Genomic DNA, 16,434 nt, shown 5'->3' with positions numbered 1-16,434 from the left:
TTTAACGTACCTTCAGCGTCGCCAGGCCAATCAGCACCAGCATCAGCGAAATAATCCAGAAGCGCACAATAACGCGCGGTTCCGGCCAGCCTTTCAATTCATAGTGATGGTGAATCGGCGCCATACGGAAGATGCGCTGACCGCGCAGCTTGAAGGAGCCGACCTGCAGAATCACCGACAATGTTTCAACGACGAAAACGCCCCCCATAATCACCAGCAAGAACTCCTGGCGCAGCAGCACAGCGATAATCCCCAGTGCGCCGCCCAGCGCCAGCGACCCAACGTCTCCCATAAAGACCTGCGCCGGATAGGTGTTAAACCAAAGAAAACCGAGACCGGCGCCGACAATTGCCGTACAGACAATCACCAGCTCACCGGCGTGACGCAAATAGGGAATATGCAGATAGTTAGCAAAGTTCATGTTACCGGTGGCCCAGGCCACCAGCGCGAACCCGGCGGCAACAAATACGGTCGGCATAATCGCCAGCCCGTCGAGACCATCGGTCAGGTTGACCGCGTTGCCGGTACCGACGATGACAAAATAGGCCAGCAGGATATAGAACAGCCCCAACTGCGGCATCACGTCTTTAAAGAATGGCACCACCAGTTGCGTGGCGGGCGTCTCTTTACCCGCCATATACAGCGCGAAGGCGACGCCTAACGCAATCACCGACATCCAGAAGTATTTCCAGCGGGCGATCAGACCCTTGGTGTCTTTACGCACCACTTTGCGATAGTCATCAACGAAACCGATAACGCCGTAGCCGACCAGTACCGTCAGCACACACCAGACATAAGGATTGGATGGATAGGCCCACAGCAGAACGGAAACGACAATGGCGGTCAGGATCATGATCCCGCCCATGGTTGGCGTGCCGCGCTTGCTAAAGTGTGATTCCGGGCCATCGTTACGCACCACCTGGCCGAAAGAGAGTTTTTGCAGACGGGCGATCATCCGCGGGCCCATCCACAAAGAGATGAACAGCGCGGTCAGCAGGCTGACAATGGCACGAAACGTCAGGTAGGAAAAGACGTTAAAGCCGGAATAATATTTGACCAGATGCTCGGCCAGCCATACTAACATGTTCCGTTCTCCTGTAATGCGCGTACTACCTCTTCCATGGCGGCACTACGTGAACCCTTCACTAAAATGGTCATAATTTTGTGTTCTGACATCAATTCTTGTAGTCGCGTCACCAGCTGCGTTTTATCGCTAACGTGTTCGCCGACGCCGCTGGCGTCGCTAATGGCTGCGCTCAATGTACCAACGCTTAATACGCGATCGATCCCGCCCGCTTTCGCCGCCTCACCGACCTGACGATGGCAGGCCTGACTTTCCGCACCGAGTTCGGCCATATCGCCAACGACCAGCACCCGATAACCCGGCATCTCTGACAGCACCTGTACCGCGGCGGTCATTGAGCCGACGTTGGCGTTGTAGGAGTCATCCAGCAGAAGCTGGCTATCGGTCAACGCGATCGGGAATAATCTTCCCGGCACCGCTTTCAGCCCCTGCAAACCGGCTTTAATCGCCGCATGGGTCGCCCCCACCGCCATCGAGAGCGCGGCGGCAGCCAGCGCATTGGCAATGTTGTGACGTCCCGGCAATGGCAGCAGGACATCAACGCTGCCCGTTGGAGTGCACACGGTAAATTCTGTACCGCGTGAGGTCACGCGAACGTTCGTCGCGGTGAAATCGCTATTGGCGGCGTTCGGCGAGAAGCGCCAGGTCTTACGTTCGCCAATCACGCTTTGCCAGTTCAGCCAGTCATTGTTATCGGCGTTCATAATGGCAATACCGTTGACGGGCAGACCGGTGTAAATTTCGCCCTTGGCCTTCGCAACACCTTCCAGCGAGCCGAAACCTTCAAGATGCGCGGCGGCCAGGTTATTGACTAACGCCGCTTCAGGTCGCGTCAGGCTAACGGTCCAGGCAATTTCGCCCTGGTGATTGGCACCTAGCTCGATAACCGCATAATCATGGTCTTTAGTCAGACGCAGCAGCGTCATTGGCACGCCGATATCATTGTTCAGGTTGCCTGCGGTATACAGCGTATTGCCGCACTGGCTCAGAATCGCGGCGGTCATCTCTTTGACCGAGGTTTTACCGGAAGAACCGGTCAGCGCGACGACCCTCGCGGGAACCTGCTGACGCACCCATGCCGCCAGTTCGCCGAAGGCCTGTCGGGTATCCTTCACCACCACCTGCGGCAAATCGCACGCCAGTTGACGGCTGACCAGCAATGCCCCGGTGCCAGCGGCTTTTGCCTGGTCGGCAAAATCATGGGCATCAAAGCGCTCACCTTTCAGTGCCACAAACAGGCAGCCAGCCGTGATCTTACGGGTATCCGACGTGACCTCATCAATCGCCACATCGCCGCCGTGCAGTTCGCCGCGCGTAATGTCGGCAAGCTGGCTGAGAGTCAAGCGAATCATGCGACCGTCCCCAGCAGACGCGCAACGGTGACGCGGTCAGAATAATCAAGCCGGCGATTGCCAACGATCTGGTAATCTTCGTGGCCTTTTCCCGCCACCAGCACCACATCGCTTTCTTTCGCCTGCATCACCGCACTGGTTACCGCTTCGGCACGCCCCTCAACCGCTTTAGCACGCCCCGCGTCGAGCATACCGGCGAGGATGTCGTTAATAATCGCCCGCGGCTCTTCGGTGCGCGGGTTGTCATCGGTGACCACAACAATGTCGGCGAATTCTTCCGCGATAGCGCCCATCAGCGGGCGTTTGCCTTTGTCGCGGTCCCCGCCGCAGCCAAACACACACCACAGTTTACCGGCGCAGTGCAGACGCGCCGCCTGTAGCGCTTTTTCCAGCGCATCGGGCGTGTGGGCGTAATCGACCACTACTGTCGGTTTTCCCGGCGCGCTGAACACTTCCATTCGCCCGCAAACCGGCTGCAGGCGAGGAGCCGTTTTCAATAGCTCAGCCAACGGATAACCCAGCGCCAGCAGCGTCGCCAACGCCAGTAACAGATTACTGACGTTAAAGGCGCCCATCAGGCGGCTTTCGATCTCCCCCTTGCCCCAGGTGGAGTCAAACTGAATGGTCGCGCCGCCGTCGTGATAGTTTACGGCGGTTGCTTTGAGCCAGCGTCCCCGGCAGTTCGGATTAATGTGTTCTCCCATTGATACAGCAACCGCATCCGGCAGTTTCGCTAACCAGCGGCGGCCGACTTCATCGTCCGCATTGACGATAGCCTGACCAAAATGGTGGGTTGAATAGAGCAGCCATTTCGCCGCTTCGTAATGCTCCATATCGCCATGATAATCAAGGTGATCCCGGCTCAGGTTGGTAAAGATCGATGCAGCAAACTTCAGCGCGGCGACGCGGTGCTGTACCAGACCGTGAGAGGAAACCTCCATCGCGGCAAAGGTCGCGCCCTGCGACGCCAGGCGGGAAAGCACCTGTTGAACATCGACTGCCGAACCGGTGGTATTTTCCGTCGGGATGATTTTATCCAGCAGGCCATTCCCGACTGTGCCCATTACCGCACTGGTTTCGCCGAGTAGCTTCGCCCATTGCGCCAGCAGTTGAGTGGTGGTGGTCTTGCCGTTCGTCCCGGTTACGCCGACCAGGCGCAGTTGCTCCGAAGGTTGATGGTAAAAGCGCCCGGCCAGCGCAGATAAACGCTCATTGAGCTGGCTCAGATAAATGACCGGTACGCCGTGCATTTCACGGATTTCACCGTCGTTAGCCTCATCTTTGGCCTCAGCAATAATGGCAGCAACACCTTGCGCTATCGCCTGCGGGATATAACGACGCCCGTCCGCCTGATGACCTAAAACCGCAATGAAAAGATCGCCAGAAGCCGCCACCCGGCTGTCCAGCGTCATTTCTCGCAGAATTCGCTCCGGCGCGCCAGGCACCCACGGAGCGAGAAGGTCGCGCAAATTACGATCTGCCACCTGTCCCCTCGCCTTTATTAATCACTAATTCACTTTTTTCGGCCGTTGCTAACGCATCCGGTTCAATGTTCATGGTACGCAACACGCCTCCCATGATGGCACCGAAGACCGGCGCGGAAACGGCGCCGCCGTAGTATTTACCCGCCTGCGGATCGTTGATCACCACCACCAGCGCGAAGCGTGGGTGACTGGCGGGCGCAACGCCTGCGGTGTAAGCAATATATTTATTGATATAGTGGCCATCCGGCCCGACTTTTTTCGCCGTACCGGTTTTAATGGCGATGCGATAGCCTTTGATGGCCGCCTTCACGCCGCCGCCGCCTGGCAGCGCCACGCTTTCCATCATATGAACAACGGTACGCACGATGGATTCCGGGAACACGCGCTCTCCGGGAACCGGGGGATCAACTTTGGTAATCGACAGCGGGCGATAAATGCCATAACTGCCGATCGTCGCATAGACTCGCGCTAACTGTAACGGGGTTACCATTAGCCCATAGCCGAAAGAAAAGGTGGCCCTCTCTATGTCAGACCACCGTTGTTTTTGAGGGTATAAGCCACTGCGTTCTCCGACCAACCCCAAATTGGTCGCTTTTCCAAGTCCAAAACGTGAGTAAGTATCCACTAACGCTGAGGACGGCATCGCTAACGCCAGCTTAGAAACACCGACGTTACTCGACTTCTGTAGTACCCCGGTCAGGGTTAATTCGCTATAGCGCGCCACGTCTTTAATTTCGTGACCGTTAATTCGATAAGGAATCGTATTCAGCACGCTATTTTCGTTAACAATACCGCGCTGAAGCGCCGTCATCACTACCATCGGCTTCACCGTTGAACCCGGCTCAAACACGTCGGTAATGGCGCGATTACGCATGGCATCTTTGGCGGTTCCGGAGAAATTGTTAGGGTTATAGGATGGGCTATTAGCCATCGCCAGCACTTCACCGGTGTTAACATCCACCAGTACCGCGCTTCCCGACTCCGCTTTGTTAAACGCCACGGCGTTGTTCAGCTCGCGATACACCAGCGCCTGCAAACGCTCGTCAATGCTTAGCGCGAGGTTATGCGCCGCCTGGCTATCGGTAGAGGAGATATCCTCAATCACACGACCATAGCGGTCTTTACGCACAATACGTTCGCCAGGCTGACCGGTGAGCCACTTATCAAAGCTCTTTTCAACGCCTTCGATCCCCTGGCTGTCGACGTTGGTGAAACCAATAAGGTGAGCGGTTACTTCGCCTGACGGATAGTAACGGCGGGACTCTTCGCGCAGATGAATCCCCGGCAACTTCAGCTTACGGATGTAATCGGCCATATCAGGATTAACCTGGCGCGCCAGATAGATAAAGCGCATCCGTGGATTGGTATTGATACGCGAAGCCAGCTGATCCAACGGCATATTCAGCACATCTGCCAGCGCCTTCCAACGGTTGTCCAGCGTGACGCCGCCGGCATCATGCAACTCTTTCGGATCGGCCCAAATCGCTTTCACCGGCACACTCACTGCCAGCGGACGACCGGAGCGATCGGTTATCATCCCACGTGCGGTGGACACTTCCTGCACACGCAGCGAACGCATATCGCCCTGACGCACCAGCATGTCGGGACTAATCACCTGTAGCCAGGCCACGCGGCCCAGCAGAAAACCCAGCGCCAACAGAATACAGCCGCATAACAACGCAAAACGCCAACTAACAAAGTTGGCCTGTTCTTCCTGACGTTTTGCTTTTAACGTTTTCGGCGCTGCTTTCATGCGTCGCAATAATCCTTATTTCTGTACAACGATATTTTCTTGTGATGGATCGACGTGTTGCATATGTAATTTCTCCGTCGCAATCCGCTCAACCCGGCTGTGATCGCCCAGCGCGTTCTCTTCAAGGATCAGGTTGCGCCATTCAATATCCAGCGCATCACGCTCCAGAACCAGCTGTTCGCGCTGCGCAGTTAACAGGCGCGTATGATGCGCCGTCGTCACCACCGTAATCGCCGTGATAATGATGCAAATGAACAGGCAGAGTGGCAGTTTCCCAAACCGCAGAAGATCGTCTCCGATCACGCCAGGCAAAGCATGGCGCTCGTTGCTTCCTATCGATCCTTTAACCTTACTGAGGGCTTCTGTCACTCTGCCGATCATGCGTTCGTCCTCTCTGCAATACGCAGCACTGAACTACGGGCCCGTGGATTTTCCGCCACTTCTTCTTCGCCCGGCATCAACTTGCCTAATGCTCTTAGCTCACGGCCGCCCAGTTTTTTGAGCTGCTCTTCCGTCATCGGCAACCCCGCGGGAACCTGCGGACCGCGGCTTTGCTCACGCATAAAACGCTTCACAATACGGTCTTCCAGCGAGTGGAAACTGATGATGGAAAGCCGCCCTCCCGGGGCCAGCACGCTGAGCGAGCTTTTTAGCGCCTGCTCTATCTCCTCCAGTTCACTGTTCACCCAAATGCGCACCGCCTGGAAGGTACGGGTCGCGGGATGTTTGAATTTGTCTTTTACCGGCGTTGCCGCCGCCACCACTTCCGCCAGTTCTTTGGTTCGCGTCATCGGCTCAATACGGTTACGCTCGACAATCGCACGCGCAATGCGTTTGCCAAAACGCTCTTCGCCAAAGGTTTTTATCACCCAGGCGATATCGGCTTCATCGGCGGTTTGTAACCACTCAGCGGCTGACTGGCCGCGAGTCGGATCCATACGCATATCCAGCGGGCCATCGCGCATAAACGAAAAACCACGTTCCGCATCATCCAGTTGCGGTGATGAGACGCCAAGATCGAGCAAAATACCGTCGATCTTACCGGTAAGATTGCGCTCGCCAACATAGTCAGCCAGCAGTGAAAAAGGACCATGAACGATGGAAAAACGAGGATCATCAATGGTTTTTGCCACGGCAATAGCCTGCGGGTCACGATCGATTGCCAGCAGGCGTCCTTCCGCTCCCAGCCGGGAGAGAATCAGACGCGAGTGACCACCGCGTCCAAAAGTGCCATCAATGTAGATACCGTTCGGACGAATATTCAGACCATTGACGGCTTCATCCAGAAGGACCGTAGTATGTTTAAAATTTTCCATCATTTACAAAGACAAATCCTGCAGGCGCTCCGACAGTTCCCCGGAAGCGGACTGCTCAGCGTCAATATCTTCCTTGACCCGTTGATACCAGGTCGTTTCGTCCCACAGTTCAAACTTGTTGAACTGCCCGACCAGCATCACTTCTTTTGTCAGCCCGGCATGTTGCCGCAGCACCGGCGCTATCAACAGGCGCCCGGCGTTATCCATCTGACATTCGCTGGCATGCCCCAGAAGCAGACGCTGTACGCGCCGCTCAGCGGGATTCATGCTCGATAAACGCGACAATTTTTGCTCGATGATTTCCCATTCAGGCAAGGGGTAAAGCAGCAGGCATGGGTGATGGAGGTCAATGGTACATACCAGTTGACCGGAAGCGCCCTCGATCAGCCCGTCGCGATAGCGCGTCGGGATAGCCATACGGCCTTTACTGTCGAGATTGACTAACGTTGCCCCACGGAACATGCCAGCCTCACCTCTTTTCGCCACTTTATCCCACAAATTCCCACAAGAAGGAGTTTACGGAGCGGAGGAAAAGCTTGTCAAGCTAGCACGAATACCAACGGAGCCTAAAAACCCATTATTTACAGCCGATATTCGCCCTGACGAAAAATCAACCAACAAACGAGGCAAATTAACGCTATGAATATCGGTAAGAAAATAACCAACAAACGTGTAACAGTTAAAAGCTGCAAAATATCTTCGGCAGGAAAATATTAAAGTGTCAGTTTGCGACGCGAGCGGCATTTTAGGTCATTCTGATGCGGGTTAACAGCATCAGTTAGCGCCTGAGAGGGCCTTTTACAGCGTGAGGCAGGGTTCGTGGCCAGCATAATAGTGAGAAAACGAGGATTAATTCAGCAACGCGCCGATTGAGTGTAACAAAATAATACAAACAGTTTAGCCAATCCATTTAGCGAGTAATAAAAGCGCAAAATAATTGGCCGTAAGAATAAAATTAAAAAAGGTGGCAGAAAGATTAAGGATTTATCTGAAAGATGCTTCACCCTGCCATTTTTACACCATTCATCCGAATTATCGCCAGACGCGCATCGGTCTGGCGAACGCTTTACGCATAATCCTGGTAACCTATTAGCGCAAATGCTCAGCGGCGGTTTAGCGTGCCGCGACGATACAAATTACGCCGGATACGGCTCAAGCCCGGTTTCGGTTTACGGGGTTCATCCAGGCTGGCCAGCACGATCTCCAGAACGCGTTCCGCAACATCGCGATGGCGCTGAGCAACGGCTAACACCGGACACTGGAGAAAATCCAGCAGTTCATTATCGCCAAAAGTGGCAATCGCCAGCTCAGAAGGCAATTTCCCTTCCCGGCGCAGCGCAACATCCATTACGCCCTGCAGCAGCGGAAACGAAGTCGTAAACAGCGCCTGTGGCATAGGATGGGTCTCCAGCCACTTTTCGAACAGTTGCGCCGCCGCTTCACGTTCGTAACTGTTTGCATAGAGGAAATGCACCTCTCGTGGATCGTCCTTCCACGCGGTACGAAATCCCTGCTCACGCAGGAAGCTCACCGAAAGCTCCGGCAATGCGCCAAGATACAGTACCGTTTCCGCCGGAAATTTGCGTAATTCCGCCGCGAGCATTTCAGCGTCATCCTGATCGGCGCCAACGACACTGGTAAAGTGTTCGCGATCGAGCGCGCGGTCAAGGGCAACAATCGGGAACGAATCGTTGGCCCAGCGCTGGTAGAACGGATGCTCAGGCGGTAACGAAGTGGAGACGATAATCGCATCGACCTGGCGCTGCAGCAGATGCTCAATACAGCGCATCTCGTTATCCGGTTGATCCTCGGAACAGGCAATGAGCAGTTGATAACCACGCTGACGCGCCTGGCGCTCCAGGTAATTGGCGATACGCGTATAGCTGGTGTTCTCCAGATCCGGAATAACCAGACCAATAGAGCGCGTACGTCCTGCACGCAAGCCGGCAGCGACCGCATTCGGATGATAGTTATGCTCACGAACAACCGCCATCACCTTTTCAACAGTCTTATCGCTAACGCGATACTGCTTCGCTTTACCATTAATCACATAGCTGGCGGTGGTTCGCGAGACACCGGCCAGCCGGGCGATTTCATCCAGTTTCACAATTGCCCCTTGGGTAATAAGTACAAAACATAACCATTCTTCAGGTATGGCTTCATTTTTATAACATCTAAACGCAGAAAAGTTAGCACAGCAACCGCTTTAGTCTACAGTTCCCACCGATTTCGCAAAAAAATAGCCCGACAAGCTGTGCCGGGCTATTTTTACATCAATTTCAGGGGATCAGCGCATGATTTTGTCGCCACGGGACAATCCAACGACCCCCGAGCGGGCCACTTCGACAATTCGTGCGACATCACGCAAAGAAGCCAAAAACGCATCCAGCTTGTCGCTGGTTCCGGCCAGTTGCACGGTATAGATAGAGGGCGTCACATCGATAATCTGCCCACGGAAAATTTCCGTATTACGCTTCACCTCGTCACGTCCGTAACCGCTGGCCTGCACTTTCACCAGCATAATTTCACGCTCAACATGCGCGCCCTGGCCAAGCTCGTTAACGCGTAAGACGTCCACCAGCTTGTGCAGTTGCTTTTCTATCTGCTCAATCACTTTCTCATCGCCGACGGTCTGAATTGTCATTCTGGAAAGCGTCGGATCGTCGGTCGGCGCGACCGTAAGGCTTTCAATATTATAACCACGCTGCGAAAAGAGGCCGATTACACGGGATAATGCCCCCGATTCGTTCTCCAGTAATACTGATAATATCCGGCGCATAATCAGGTCCTCTCCGTTTTGCTCAACCACATTTCATCCATACCGCCACCGCGAATCTGCATCGGATAGACATGCTCGCTGCCATCAACCGCCACATCAACGAAAACCAGACGGTTATTGCGCACCTGTTCCAGTGCCTGAGCGAGTTTCTCCTCCAGCTCCTGGGGGTCGCTAATACGAATCCCGACATGGCCATAAGCTTCCGCCACGCGGGCAAAGTCGGGCAGCGACGCCATATAGGATTGTGAATGGCGACCAGAATAGAGCATGTCCTGCCACTGTTTAACCATTCCGAGATAGCGGTTGTTCAGATTCAGAACCAGTACCGGCAATTCGTATTGCAGCGCGGTAGAGAGTTCCTGAATATTCATCTGGATACTGCCATCGCCGGTCACACAGATAACCATTTCGTCCGGCAGCGCCATTTTGACGCCAAGGGCGGCAGGCAAACCGAATCCCATCGTGCCCAGGCCACCGGAATTAATCCAGCGCCTCGGTTTATCGAAAGGATAATAGAGTGCGGCGAACATCTGATGCTGGCCGACATCGGACGCGACATACGCATCGCCGTTGGTCAGACGCCAGATCGTTTCAATCACCGCCTGCGGCTTAATCTTGTCGCTTTGCGTGTCGTATTTCAGGCAATGGCGCGCACGCCACTGTTCAATCTGCCGCCACCAGTCACGGATGTCATCCAGCGGCTGCTGAGAGTCATCAGATGCGAGCAACTCCAGCATTTGTTCCAGCACCAGACGGGCATCGCCCACGATAGGCACATCAGCAGACACGGTTTTTGAAATAGACGTGGGATCAATATCAATATGCAGCACCGTGGCGTTCGGACAGTATTTTGCCAGATTGTTCGTCGTACGATCGTCAAAGCGCACGCCGACGGCGAAAATCACGTCGGAATGGTGCATGGTCATATTAGCTTCATAAGTGCCATGCATGCCCAGCATCCCTAATGCCTGCTGGTGCGATGCAGGAAAAGCCCCCAGCCCCATCAGCGAAGAAACCACCGGCAGCTTCAACTTCTCAACCAGCGTGTATAACGGGGATTCGCATTGCGCGTTAATCGCGCCACCGCCGACATAAACCACCGGTTTTTTTGCCGTCATCAGCGTTTGCAGCGCACGTTTGATCTGCCCTTTATGGCCCATCGTCGTCGGGTTATAAGAGCGCATGCTAACCGTGTCCGGCCAGCTATAAGGCAGTTTTTTAGCCGGGTTCAGAATATCTTTCGGTAAATCGACGACAACCGGGCCAGGACGCCCGCTGGCCGCCAGCCAGAAGGCTTTTTTCAGCACGCCGGGAATATCCTCAGTTTGCTTCACCAGGAAACTGTGTTTCACCACCGGTCGGGAGATCCCTACCATGTCACACTCCTGGAAAGCATCGTAGCCGATTAATGACGTTGCCACCTGCCCGGACAGGATCACCAGCGGAATGGAGTCCATATAGGCCGTCGCAATACCGGTAATCGCGTTCGTTGCCCCGGGGCCGGACGTGACCAGCACAACGCCAACTTCGCCCGTCGCACGAGCAAGGCCATCGGCCATATGCACGGCAGCCTGCTCATGGCGAACCAGAATGTGATCGATGCCACCAAGGGTGTGTAACGCATCATAGATATCGAGGACTGCGCCCCCGGGATAACCGAACACTTGCTTGACGCCCTGATCGACCAGCGACTGGACGACCATCTCGGCTCCTGACAACATCTCCATGATTTGCCTCCCGGCTTATTGTTTTTAACGACAGCGGAATCCGATTTCCGCGCGCTCGCACAAGACGGAGCACAACGGCTCCGCATTGAGGTGAATAGACTGCATGGCGTTACCATAACTGCTCACTAACGGGCAGGCAATTGGTGACCGTCGGCGCAAGAGACGCATAAAAAGAAGAAAAGATAGAATCCGGAGCAAAAGACGGTGAAAAACTTCAGATATAAGAAAATATGATAGCCAATGCTCGGAGAAAATAACTAACTACAGGAAATCATCCATTTTTTATCTGATACAGAGAGCATGTGATAAATGCAAACAGCATAAAATGCTGCATTTTGTGATTTTTATCACACAAAGAAGGAGCCGAGGCCCCCCTTTGTACACGCTGTTAACGTTGGCAAATACTCACCAGCAGTTCTTCCATCCATTGATGACCTTTATCACGCCCGGCCGCTTCATGCCAGGAAAGATAGCAAGTCCGGCTATTCACTTTCAGCGGTAGAGGCAATATTTTTAGGTCCAGCTTATCGGCGAATTCACCCGCCAGCCAGCGTGGCGCAATAGCAACCATGTTGGTTTTGGCAACCACATTTAATACACTTATCATCGCATTACCTTGATAAGCAATACGGGATTGTTTATCAACCGTGTCATACCATGGCTGACTAAATGATGCATAACTATCAAGCGCGACGACGGCGTGCTCTTCCTGATAAATATCACTCCCCGCCAACGGCCCGAAAATTCGTGGATGTTTCCGACTCGCCACCATCACCATTTCATCTTTAAATAAGGGGACACAGGCAAACTCAGGACGACGAAACTCTTCATAACCAATAACAAATTCGATTTCCTGATAACGTAATTGATGCTCAGTATTCTTATTCAAGGCAGATTTAAAAACTAAATGAATGTTCGGCGCAATCTCAGCTACTTTATTAAAGATAACTGAAGTCAGGTAGTTATCCAGCGGACTGCAAACGCATAAATTAAATACCCGCTCGCTGCTGAGTGGCTCAAAGCCAGAGCCGGGTAATTCATTTTGTACCAGCTGCAATGCCTGACGAACGGCTCCAAATAGCTGAAAAGCCCTTGCTGTTGGCTGAATGCCGCGCCCATAACGAACAAACAGCTCATCATTAAACATCACTTTCAGACGCGATACGGCATTACTGACCGCTGGCTGCGACATCCCCAGAGAATGCGCCGCACGCGTAATATTTTGTTCCTGCATTACCGCATCAAATACGGTCAACAGATTGAGATCCACCATGCGTAACTGAGGTTTTTTGTTTTCTCCCTCAGAAACAGATTTATATTCAGTACCTTTATTTAACATATCTAACTCCCCTGTTACACTAAAATCCTTTTACCGAAATACATTAATTAATTCAGAGAATATCATTTATCATGCATATGACACTGACAAAAGGGTCGGAATCGATTTTAGGAATATATCAAGATTATGAATACCGACAGAAATCGAACAATTTGACAGCATCTGTATTCAATAAATCTCTATCTTTTATTTGCTAGTATTAAGTGTCACATAAAGATTAAGAGCCTATCCCATTAGGGCTATTTTGCTTGTCATTTTGAACCTGGGCAGTGCTCAGAATCCTCACGTACTACGTGTACGCTCCGGTTCTTCCGCGCTGGCCGTGTTCAAACTGTCGGCGCCAATAACGCCTGGTGGGATAGGTTCTAAAAATGAATAAAAACAGATAACGCTAACCACGACATGGGTTTTATTATACGATATGTTTACCCCTTTTTAATTTACATATCATTATCATTCACAACACCCAACCCACACATAAATAACAGCCGTAAAACAAATGGCTATACAGATATCGTTACCTGATGGACCCGGAGCTTAATTGAAGATCCCTCTACATCACGATATCAAAGTCACTCAGCAAGCGGCCCGGCTGATAGCACAAAACGATCGTCGTAAAAAAAGCGCAGTCGCCAGCATAATACGCTGACGACTCTTTTTGGTAAAAAGCCGTTTTCTTCTCTCGGGGGTTGACATCAAAAGCCATATCCAGTAACTCTAAAGGCATAACGATTTCATCTGGAGCATGACGTAATGATTCGCAGCATTCGCTTACTCAGCCTACTACTACTAAACGCATCCATTTTGCGCGGTAGGCTGTTGGGCGACGTTCATCGTTAAGTCATCTTCCAGCAAGACGATAAAACCCGCGCCAATGCGCGGGTTTTTTTATGCTCGCGAGCAAGGCGCCAGGACACAGACCAAGGATCTAAACCATGAGCCAGCAAGTCATTATTTTCGATACGACCTTACGCGACGGAGAACAAGCGTTACAAGCCAGCCTGAGCGTGAAAGAGAAACTGCAGATTGCCCTGGCCCTGGAGCGTATGGGCGTTGACGTGATGGAAGTCGGCTTTCCGGTCTCATCTCCGGGCGACTTTGAATCCGTGCAAACCATCGCGCGCACGGTTAAAAACAGCCGCGTTTGCGCCCTGGCACGCTGTGTCGAAAAAGATATTGATGTGGCAGCAGAATCACTGAAAGTCGCGGAAGCGTTCCGCATCCACACCTTTATCGCCACCTCGCCAATGCATATTGCGACCAAGCTGCGCAGTAACCTGGATGAGGTGATTGAACGGGCGATCTATATGGTTAAACGCGCACGTAATTACACCGACGATGTTGAGTTTTCCTGTGAAGATGCCGGCCGTACGCCAATTGCCGATCTGGCTCGCGTCGTCGAGGCCGCCATCAACGCGGGGGCGACCACGATCAATATCCCCGATACTGTCGGTTACACCATGCCGTTCGAGTTCGCCAACATCATTACCGGCCTGTACCAACAGGTTCCTAACATCGACAAAGCGGTTATCTCCGTCCATACCCATGACGATTTAGGCATCGCGGTCGGTAACGCCATTGCTGCGGTTCACGCTGGTGCTCGCCAGGTGGAAGGCGCGATGAACGGTATCGGCGAACGCGCGGGCAACTGTGCGCTGGAAGAAGTGATCATGGCTATCAAAGTGCGCAAAGACATTATGGATGTGCACACCCGCATTAATCACAATGAAATCTGGCGCACCAGCCAAACTGTCAGCCAGATTTGTAATATGCCTATCCCTGCCAACAAAGCCATCGTCGGCACCGGGGCTTTCGCGCACTCATCCGGTATCCACCAGGACGGTGTGCTGAAAAATCGTGAAAACTACGAAATCATGACGCCGGAATCCATCGGTCTGAACCAGGTACAACTGAACCTGACCTCCCGCTCCGGCCGTGCCGCGGTGAAACACCGCATGGAAGAGATGGGCTACAAAGATACCGACTATAATATGGATCACTTGTACGACGCCTTCCTGAAGCTGGCGGACAAAAAAGGCCAGGTCTTCGATTATGACCTGGAAGCACTGGCATTCATCAACAAACAGCAGGAAGAGCCGGAACATTTCCGCCTCGATTACTTCAGCGTGCAGTCAGGCTCCAGCGATATCGCAACCGCGTCCGTGAAACTGGCCTGCGGCGAAGAGACCAAAGCCGAAGCCGCCAACGGCAACGGCCCGGTTGATGCGATTTATCAGGCAATTAACCGTATTACCGGCTATGACGTTGAGCTGGTCAAATATGACCTGAACGCCAAAGGCCAGGGCAAAGACGCGCTGGGTCAGGTAGACATCGTCGCTAACTACAATGGCCGTCGTTTCCACGGAGTGGGTCTGGCAACGGATATCGTGGAATCGTCCGCGAAAGCGATGGTTCACGTCCTGAACAACATCTGGCGCGCCGCAGAAGTCGAAAAAGAGCTGCAACGCAAAGCTCAAAATAAAGAGAACAATAAGGAAACCGTGTAATGTCGAAGAATTACCATATCGCTGTCTTACCAGGTGATGGTATTGGCCCGGAAGTCATGAGCCAGGCGATGAAAGTACTGGAAGCCGTTCGTCATCGTTTTGATATGCGTATTACCACCAGCCAGCATGACGTTGGCGGCATCGCCATCGACCATCAGGGTACCCCGCTGCCGCAGGCCACCATTGAGGGCTGCGAGCAGGCCGACGCCATTCTGTTCGGCTCCGTTGGCGGGCCGAAATGGGAACACCTGCCCCCCGCAGAGCAGCCGGAGCGTGGCGCGCTGCTGCCGCTGCGTAAGCACTTTAAATTATTCAGCAACCTGCGTCCGGCTAAGCTGTATCAGGGGCTGGAAGAGTTTTGCCCGCTGCGTGCGGATATTGCCGCCAGTGGCTTTGATATTCTGTGCGTCCGCGAACTGACCGGCGGCATCTACTTCGGCCAGCCGAAAGGCCGCGAGGGTAGCGGTCAGCATGAGAAAGCGTTTGATACCGAGGTCTATCACCGCTTTGAGATTGAGCGCATCGCTCACATCGCTTTCGAATCCGCCCGCAAACGCCGTCGCAAAGTCACCTCTATCGATAAAGCCAACGTGCTGCAGTCTTCTATTTTGTGGCGCGAAATCGTGAGCGAAATTGGTAAGCAGTACCCTGACGTTGAACTGGCGCATATGTACATCGACAACGCCACCATGCAGCTGATTAAAGATCCGTCCCAGTTCGACGTACTGCTGTGTTCCAACCTGTTTGGCGACATCCTGTCTGACGAGTGCGCGATGATCACCGGCTCAATGGGGATGCTGCCGTCCGCCAGCCTCAATGAACAAGGCTTCGGTCTGTATGAACCCGCTGGTGGCTCCGCCCCGGATATCGCCGGCAAAAATATCGCCAACCCGATCGCGCAAATCCTGTCGCTTGCGCTGCTGCTGCGCTATAGTCTGGATGCGGATAACGCGGCGACGGCTATCGAAAATGCAATCAACCGTGCGTTAGAAGAAGGCGTACGTACCGGCGATTTGGCGCGCGGCGCGGCGGCGGTGAGTACCGATGAAATGGGTGATATCATTGCCCGCTATGTCGCTGAAGGGGTGTAATC

General features: G+C 53.3%; 14 protein-coding genes. 2 read left to right on the top strand and 12 right to left on the bottom strand.

Annotation, left to right across the window (positions count from 1 at the left end):
* Position 1: 1 nt before the first annotated feature.
* From mraY to FE839_RS24685, 12 genes are all read right to left on the bottom strand, one after another.
* On the bottom strand, positions 2-1,084 hold the full coding sequence (gene mraY / locus FE839_RS16975; protein WP_138361954.1) for a phospho-N-acetylmuramoyl-pentapeptide-transferase: 1,083 nt from the start codon (positions 1,082-1,084) through the stop codon (positions 2-4).
* On the bottom strand, positions 1,078-2,436 hold the full coding sequence (murF, locus tag FE839_RS16970) for a UDP-N-acetylmuramoyl-tripeptide--D-alanyl-D-alanine ligase (RefSeq protein ID WP_138361953.1): 1,359 nt from the start codon (positions 2,434-2,436) through the stop codon (positions 1,078-1,080). The genes mraY and murF overlap by 7 nt, the downstream gene beginning before the upstream one ends.
* Positions 2,433-3,920, bottom strand: a complete 1,488-nt coding sequence (gene murE, locus FE839_RS16965; protein WP_138361952.1) for a UDP-N-acetylmuramoyl-L-alanyl-D-glutamate--2,6-diaminopimelate ligase — start codon at positions 3,918-3,920, stop codon at positions 2,433-2,435. Before murE ends, murF begins: the two co-directional genes overlap by 4 nt.
* A complete protein-coding gene (locus FE839_RS16960; RefSeq protein ID WP_138361951.1) occupies positions 3,907-5,673 on the bottom strand; it encodes a peptidoglycan glycosyltransferase FtsI in 1,767 nt (588 codons plus the stop codon). Before FE839_RS16960 ends, murE begins: the two co-directional genes overlap by 14 nt.
* A gap of 15 nt (positions 5,674-5,688) precedes the next feature.
* Positions 5,689-6,054 carry a cell division protein FtsL gene (gene ftsL / locus FE839_RS16955; protein ID WP_138361950.1) on the bottom strand — a complete coding sequence of 122 codons (366 nt, stop codon included), beginning with the start codon at positions 6,052-6,054 and terminating at the stop codon, positions 5,689-5,691.
* Entirely contained in the window at positions 6,051-6,992 is a 942-nt protein-coding gene (rsmH, locus tag FE839_RS16950; RefSeq protein ID WP_138361949.1) for a 16S rRNA (cytosine(1402)-N(4))-methyltransferase RsmH, read from the bottom strand. The genes ftsL and rsmH overlap by 4 nt, the downstream gene beginning before the upstream one ends.
* Complete coding sequence (mraZ, locus tag FE839_RS16945) at positions 6,993-7,451, bottom strand: division/cell wall cluster transcriptional repressor MraZ (RefSeq protein ID WP_138361948.1); 459 nt, start codon at positions 7,449-7,451, stop codon at positions 6,993-6,995. It lies immediately after the preceding gene.
* 640 nt (positions 7,452-8,091) lie between these two features.
* Positions 8,092-9,096 carry a catabolite repressor/activator gene (cra, locus tag FE839_RS16940; protein WP_138361947.1) on the bottom strand — a complete coding sequence of 335 codons (1,005 nt, stop codon included), beginning with the start codon at positions 9,094-9,096 and terminating at the stop codon, positions 8,092-8,094.
* Between the two features lie 180 nt (positions 9,097-9,276).
* Positions 9,277-9,768 carry an acetolactate synthase small subunit gene (ilvN, locus tag FE839_RS16935; RefSeq protein WP_138361946.1) on the bottom strand — a complete coding sequence of 164 codons (492 nt, stop codon included), beginning with the start codon at positions 9,766-9,768 and terminating at the stop codon, positions 9,277-9,279.
* A gap of 2 nt (positions 9,769-9,770) precedes the next feature.
* The gene (ilvI, locus tag FE839_RS16930; protein WP_138361945.1) at positions 9,771-11,495 is read right to left on the bottom strand and encodes an acetolactate synthase 3 large subunit; all 1,725 of its coding nucleotides are present in this window, start codon (positions 11,493-11,495) and stop codon (positions 9,771-9,773) included.
* A gap of 388 nt (positions 11,496-11,883) precedes the next feature.
* Positions 11,884-12,834 carry a transcriptional regulator LeuO gene (gene leuO / locus FE839_RS16925; protein WP_138361944.1) on the bottom strand — a complete coding sequence of 317 codons (951 nt, stop codon included), beginning with the start codon at positions 12,832-12,834 and terminating at the stop codon, positions 11,884-11,886.
* A 553-nt stretch (positions 12,835-13,387) separates the two neighbouring features.
* Complete coding sequence (locus tag FE839_RS24685) at positions 13,388-13,561, bottom strand: hypothetical protein (RefSeq protein ID WP_171034906.1); 174 nt, start codon at positions 13,559-13,561, stop codon at positions 13,388-13,390.
* A 208-nt stretch (positions 13,562-13,769) separates the two neighbouring features.
* On the opposite strand from FE839_RS24685, the gene leuA reads away from it, so the two are divergent.
* A complete protein-coding gene (gene leuA / locus FE839_RS16915) occupies positions 13,770-15,341 on the top strand; it encodes a 2-isopropylmalate synthase (protein WP_138361943.1) in 1,572 nt (523 codons plus the stop codon).
* The gene (leuB, locus tag FE839_RS16910; RefSeq protein WP_138361942.1) at positions 15,341-16,432 is read left to right on the top strand and encodes a 3-isopropylmalate dehydrogenase; all 1,092 of its coding nucleotides are present in this window, start codon (positions 15,341-15,343) and stop codon (positions 16,430-16,432) included. The genes leuA and leuB overlap by 1 nt, the downstream gene beginning before the upstream one ends.
* The last annotated feature ends 2 nt before the right edge of the window (positions 16,433-16,434 follow it).

It is taken from the genome of Klebsiella indica (assembly GCF_005860775.1).
GTDB lineage: Bacteria > Pseudomonadota > Gammaproteobacteria > Enterobacterales > Enterobacteriaceae > Klebsiella > Klebsiella indica.
The sequence above is the reverse complement of the archived record's forward strand: the minus strand, read 5'-3'. Positions and strand labels throughout refer to the sequence as shown.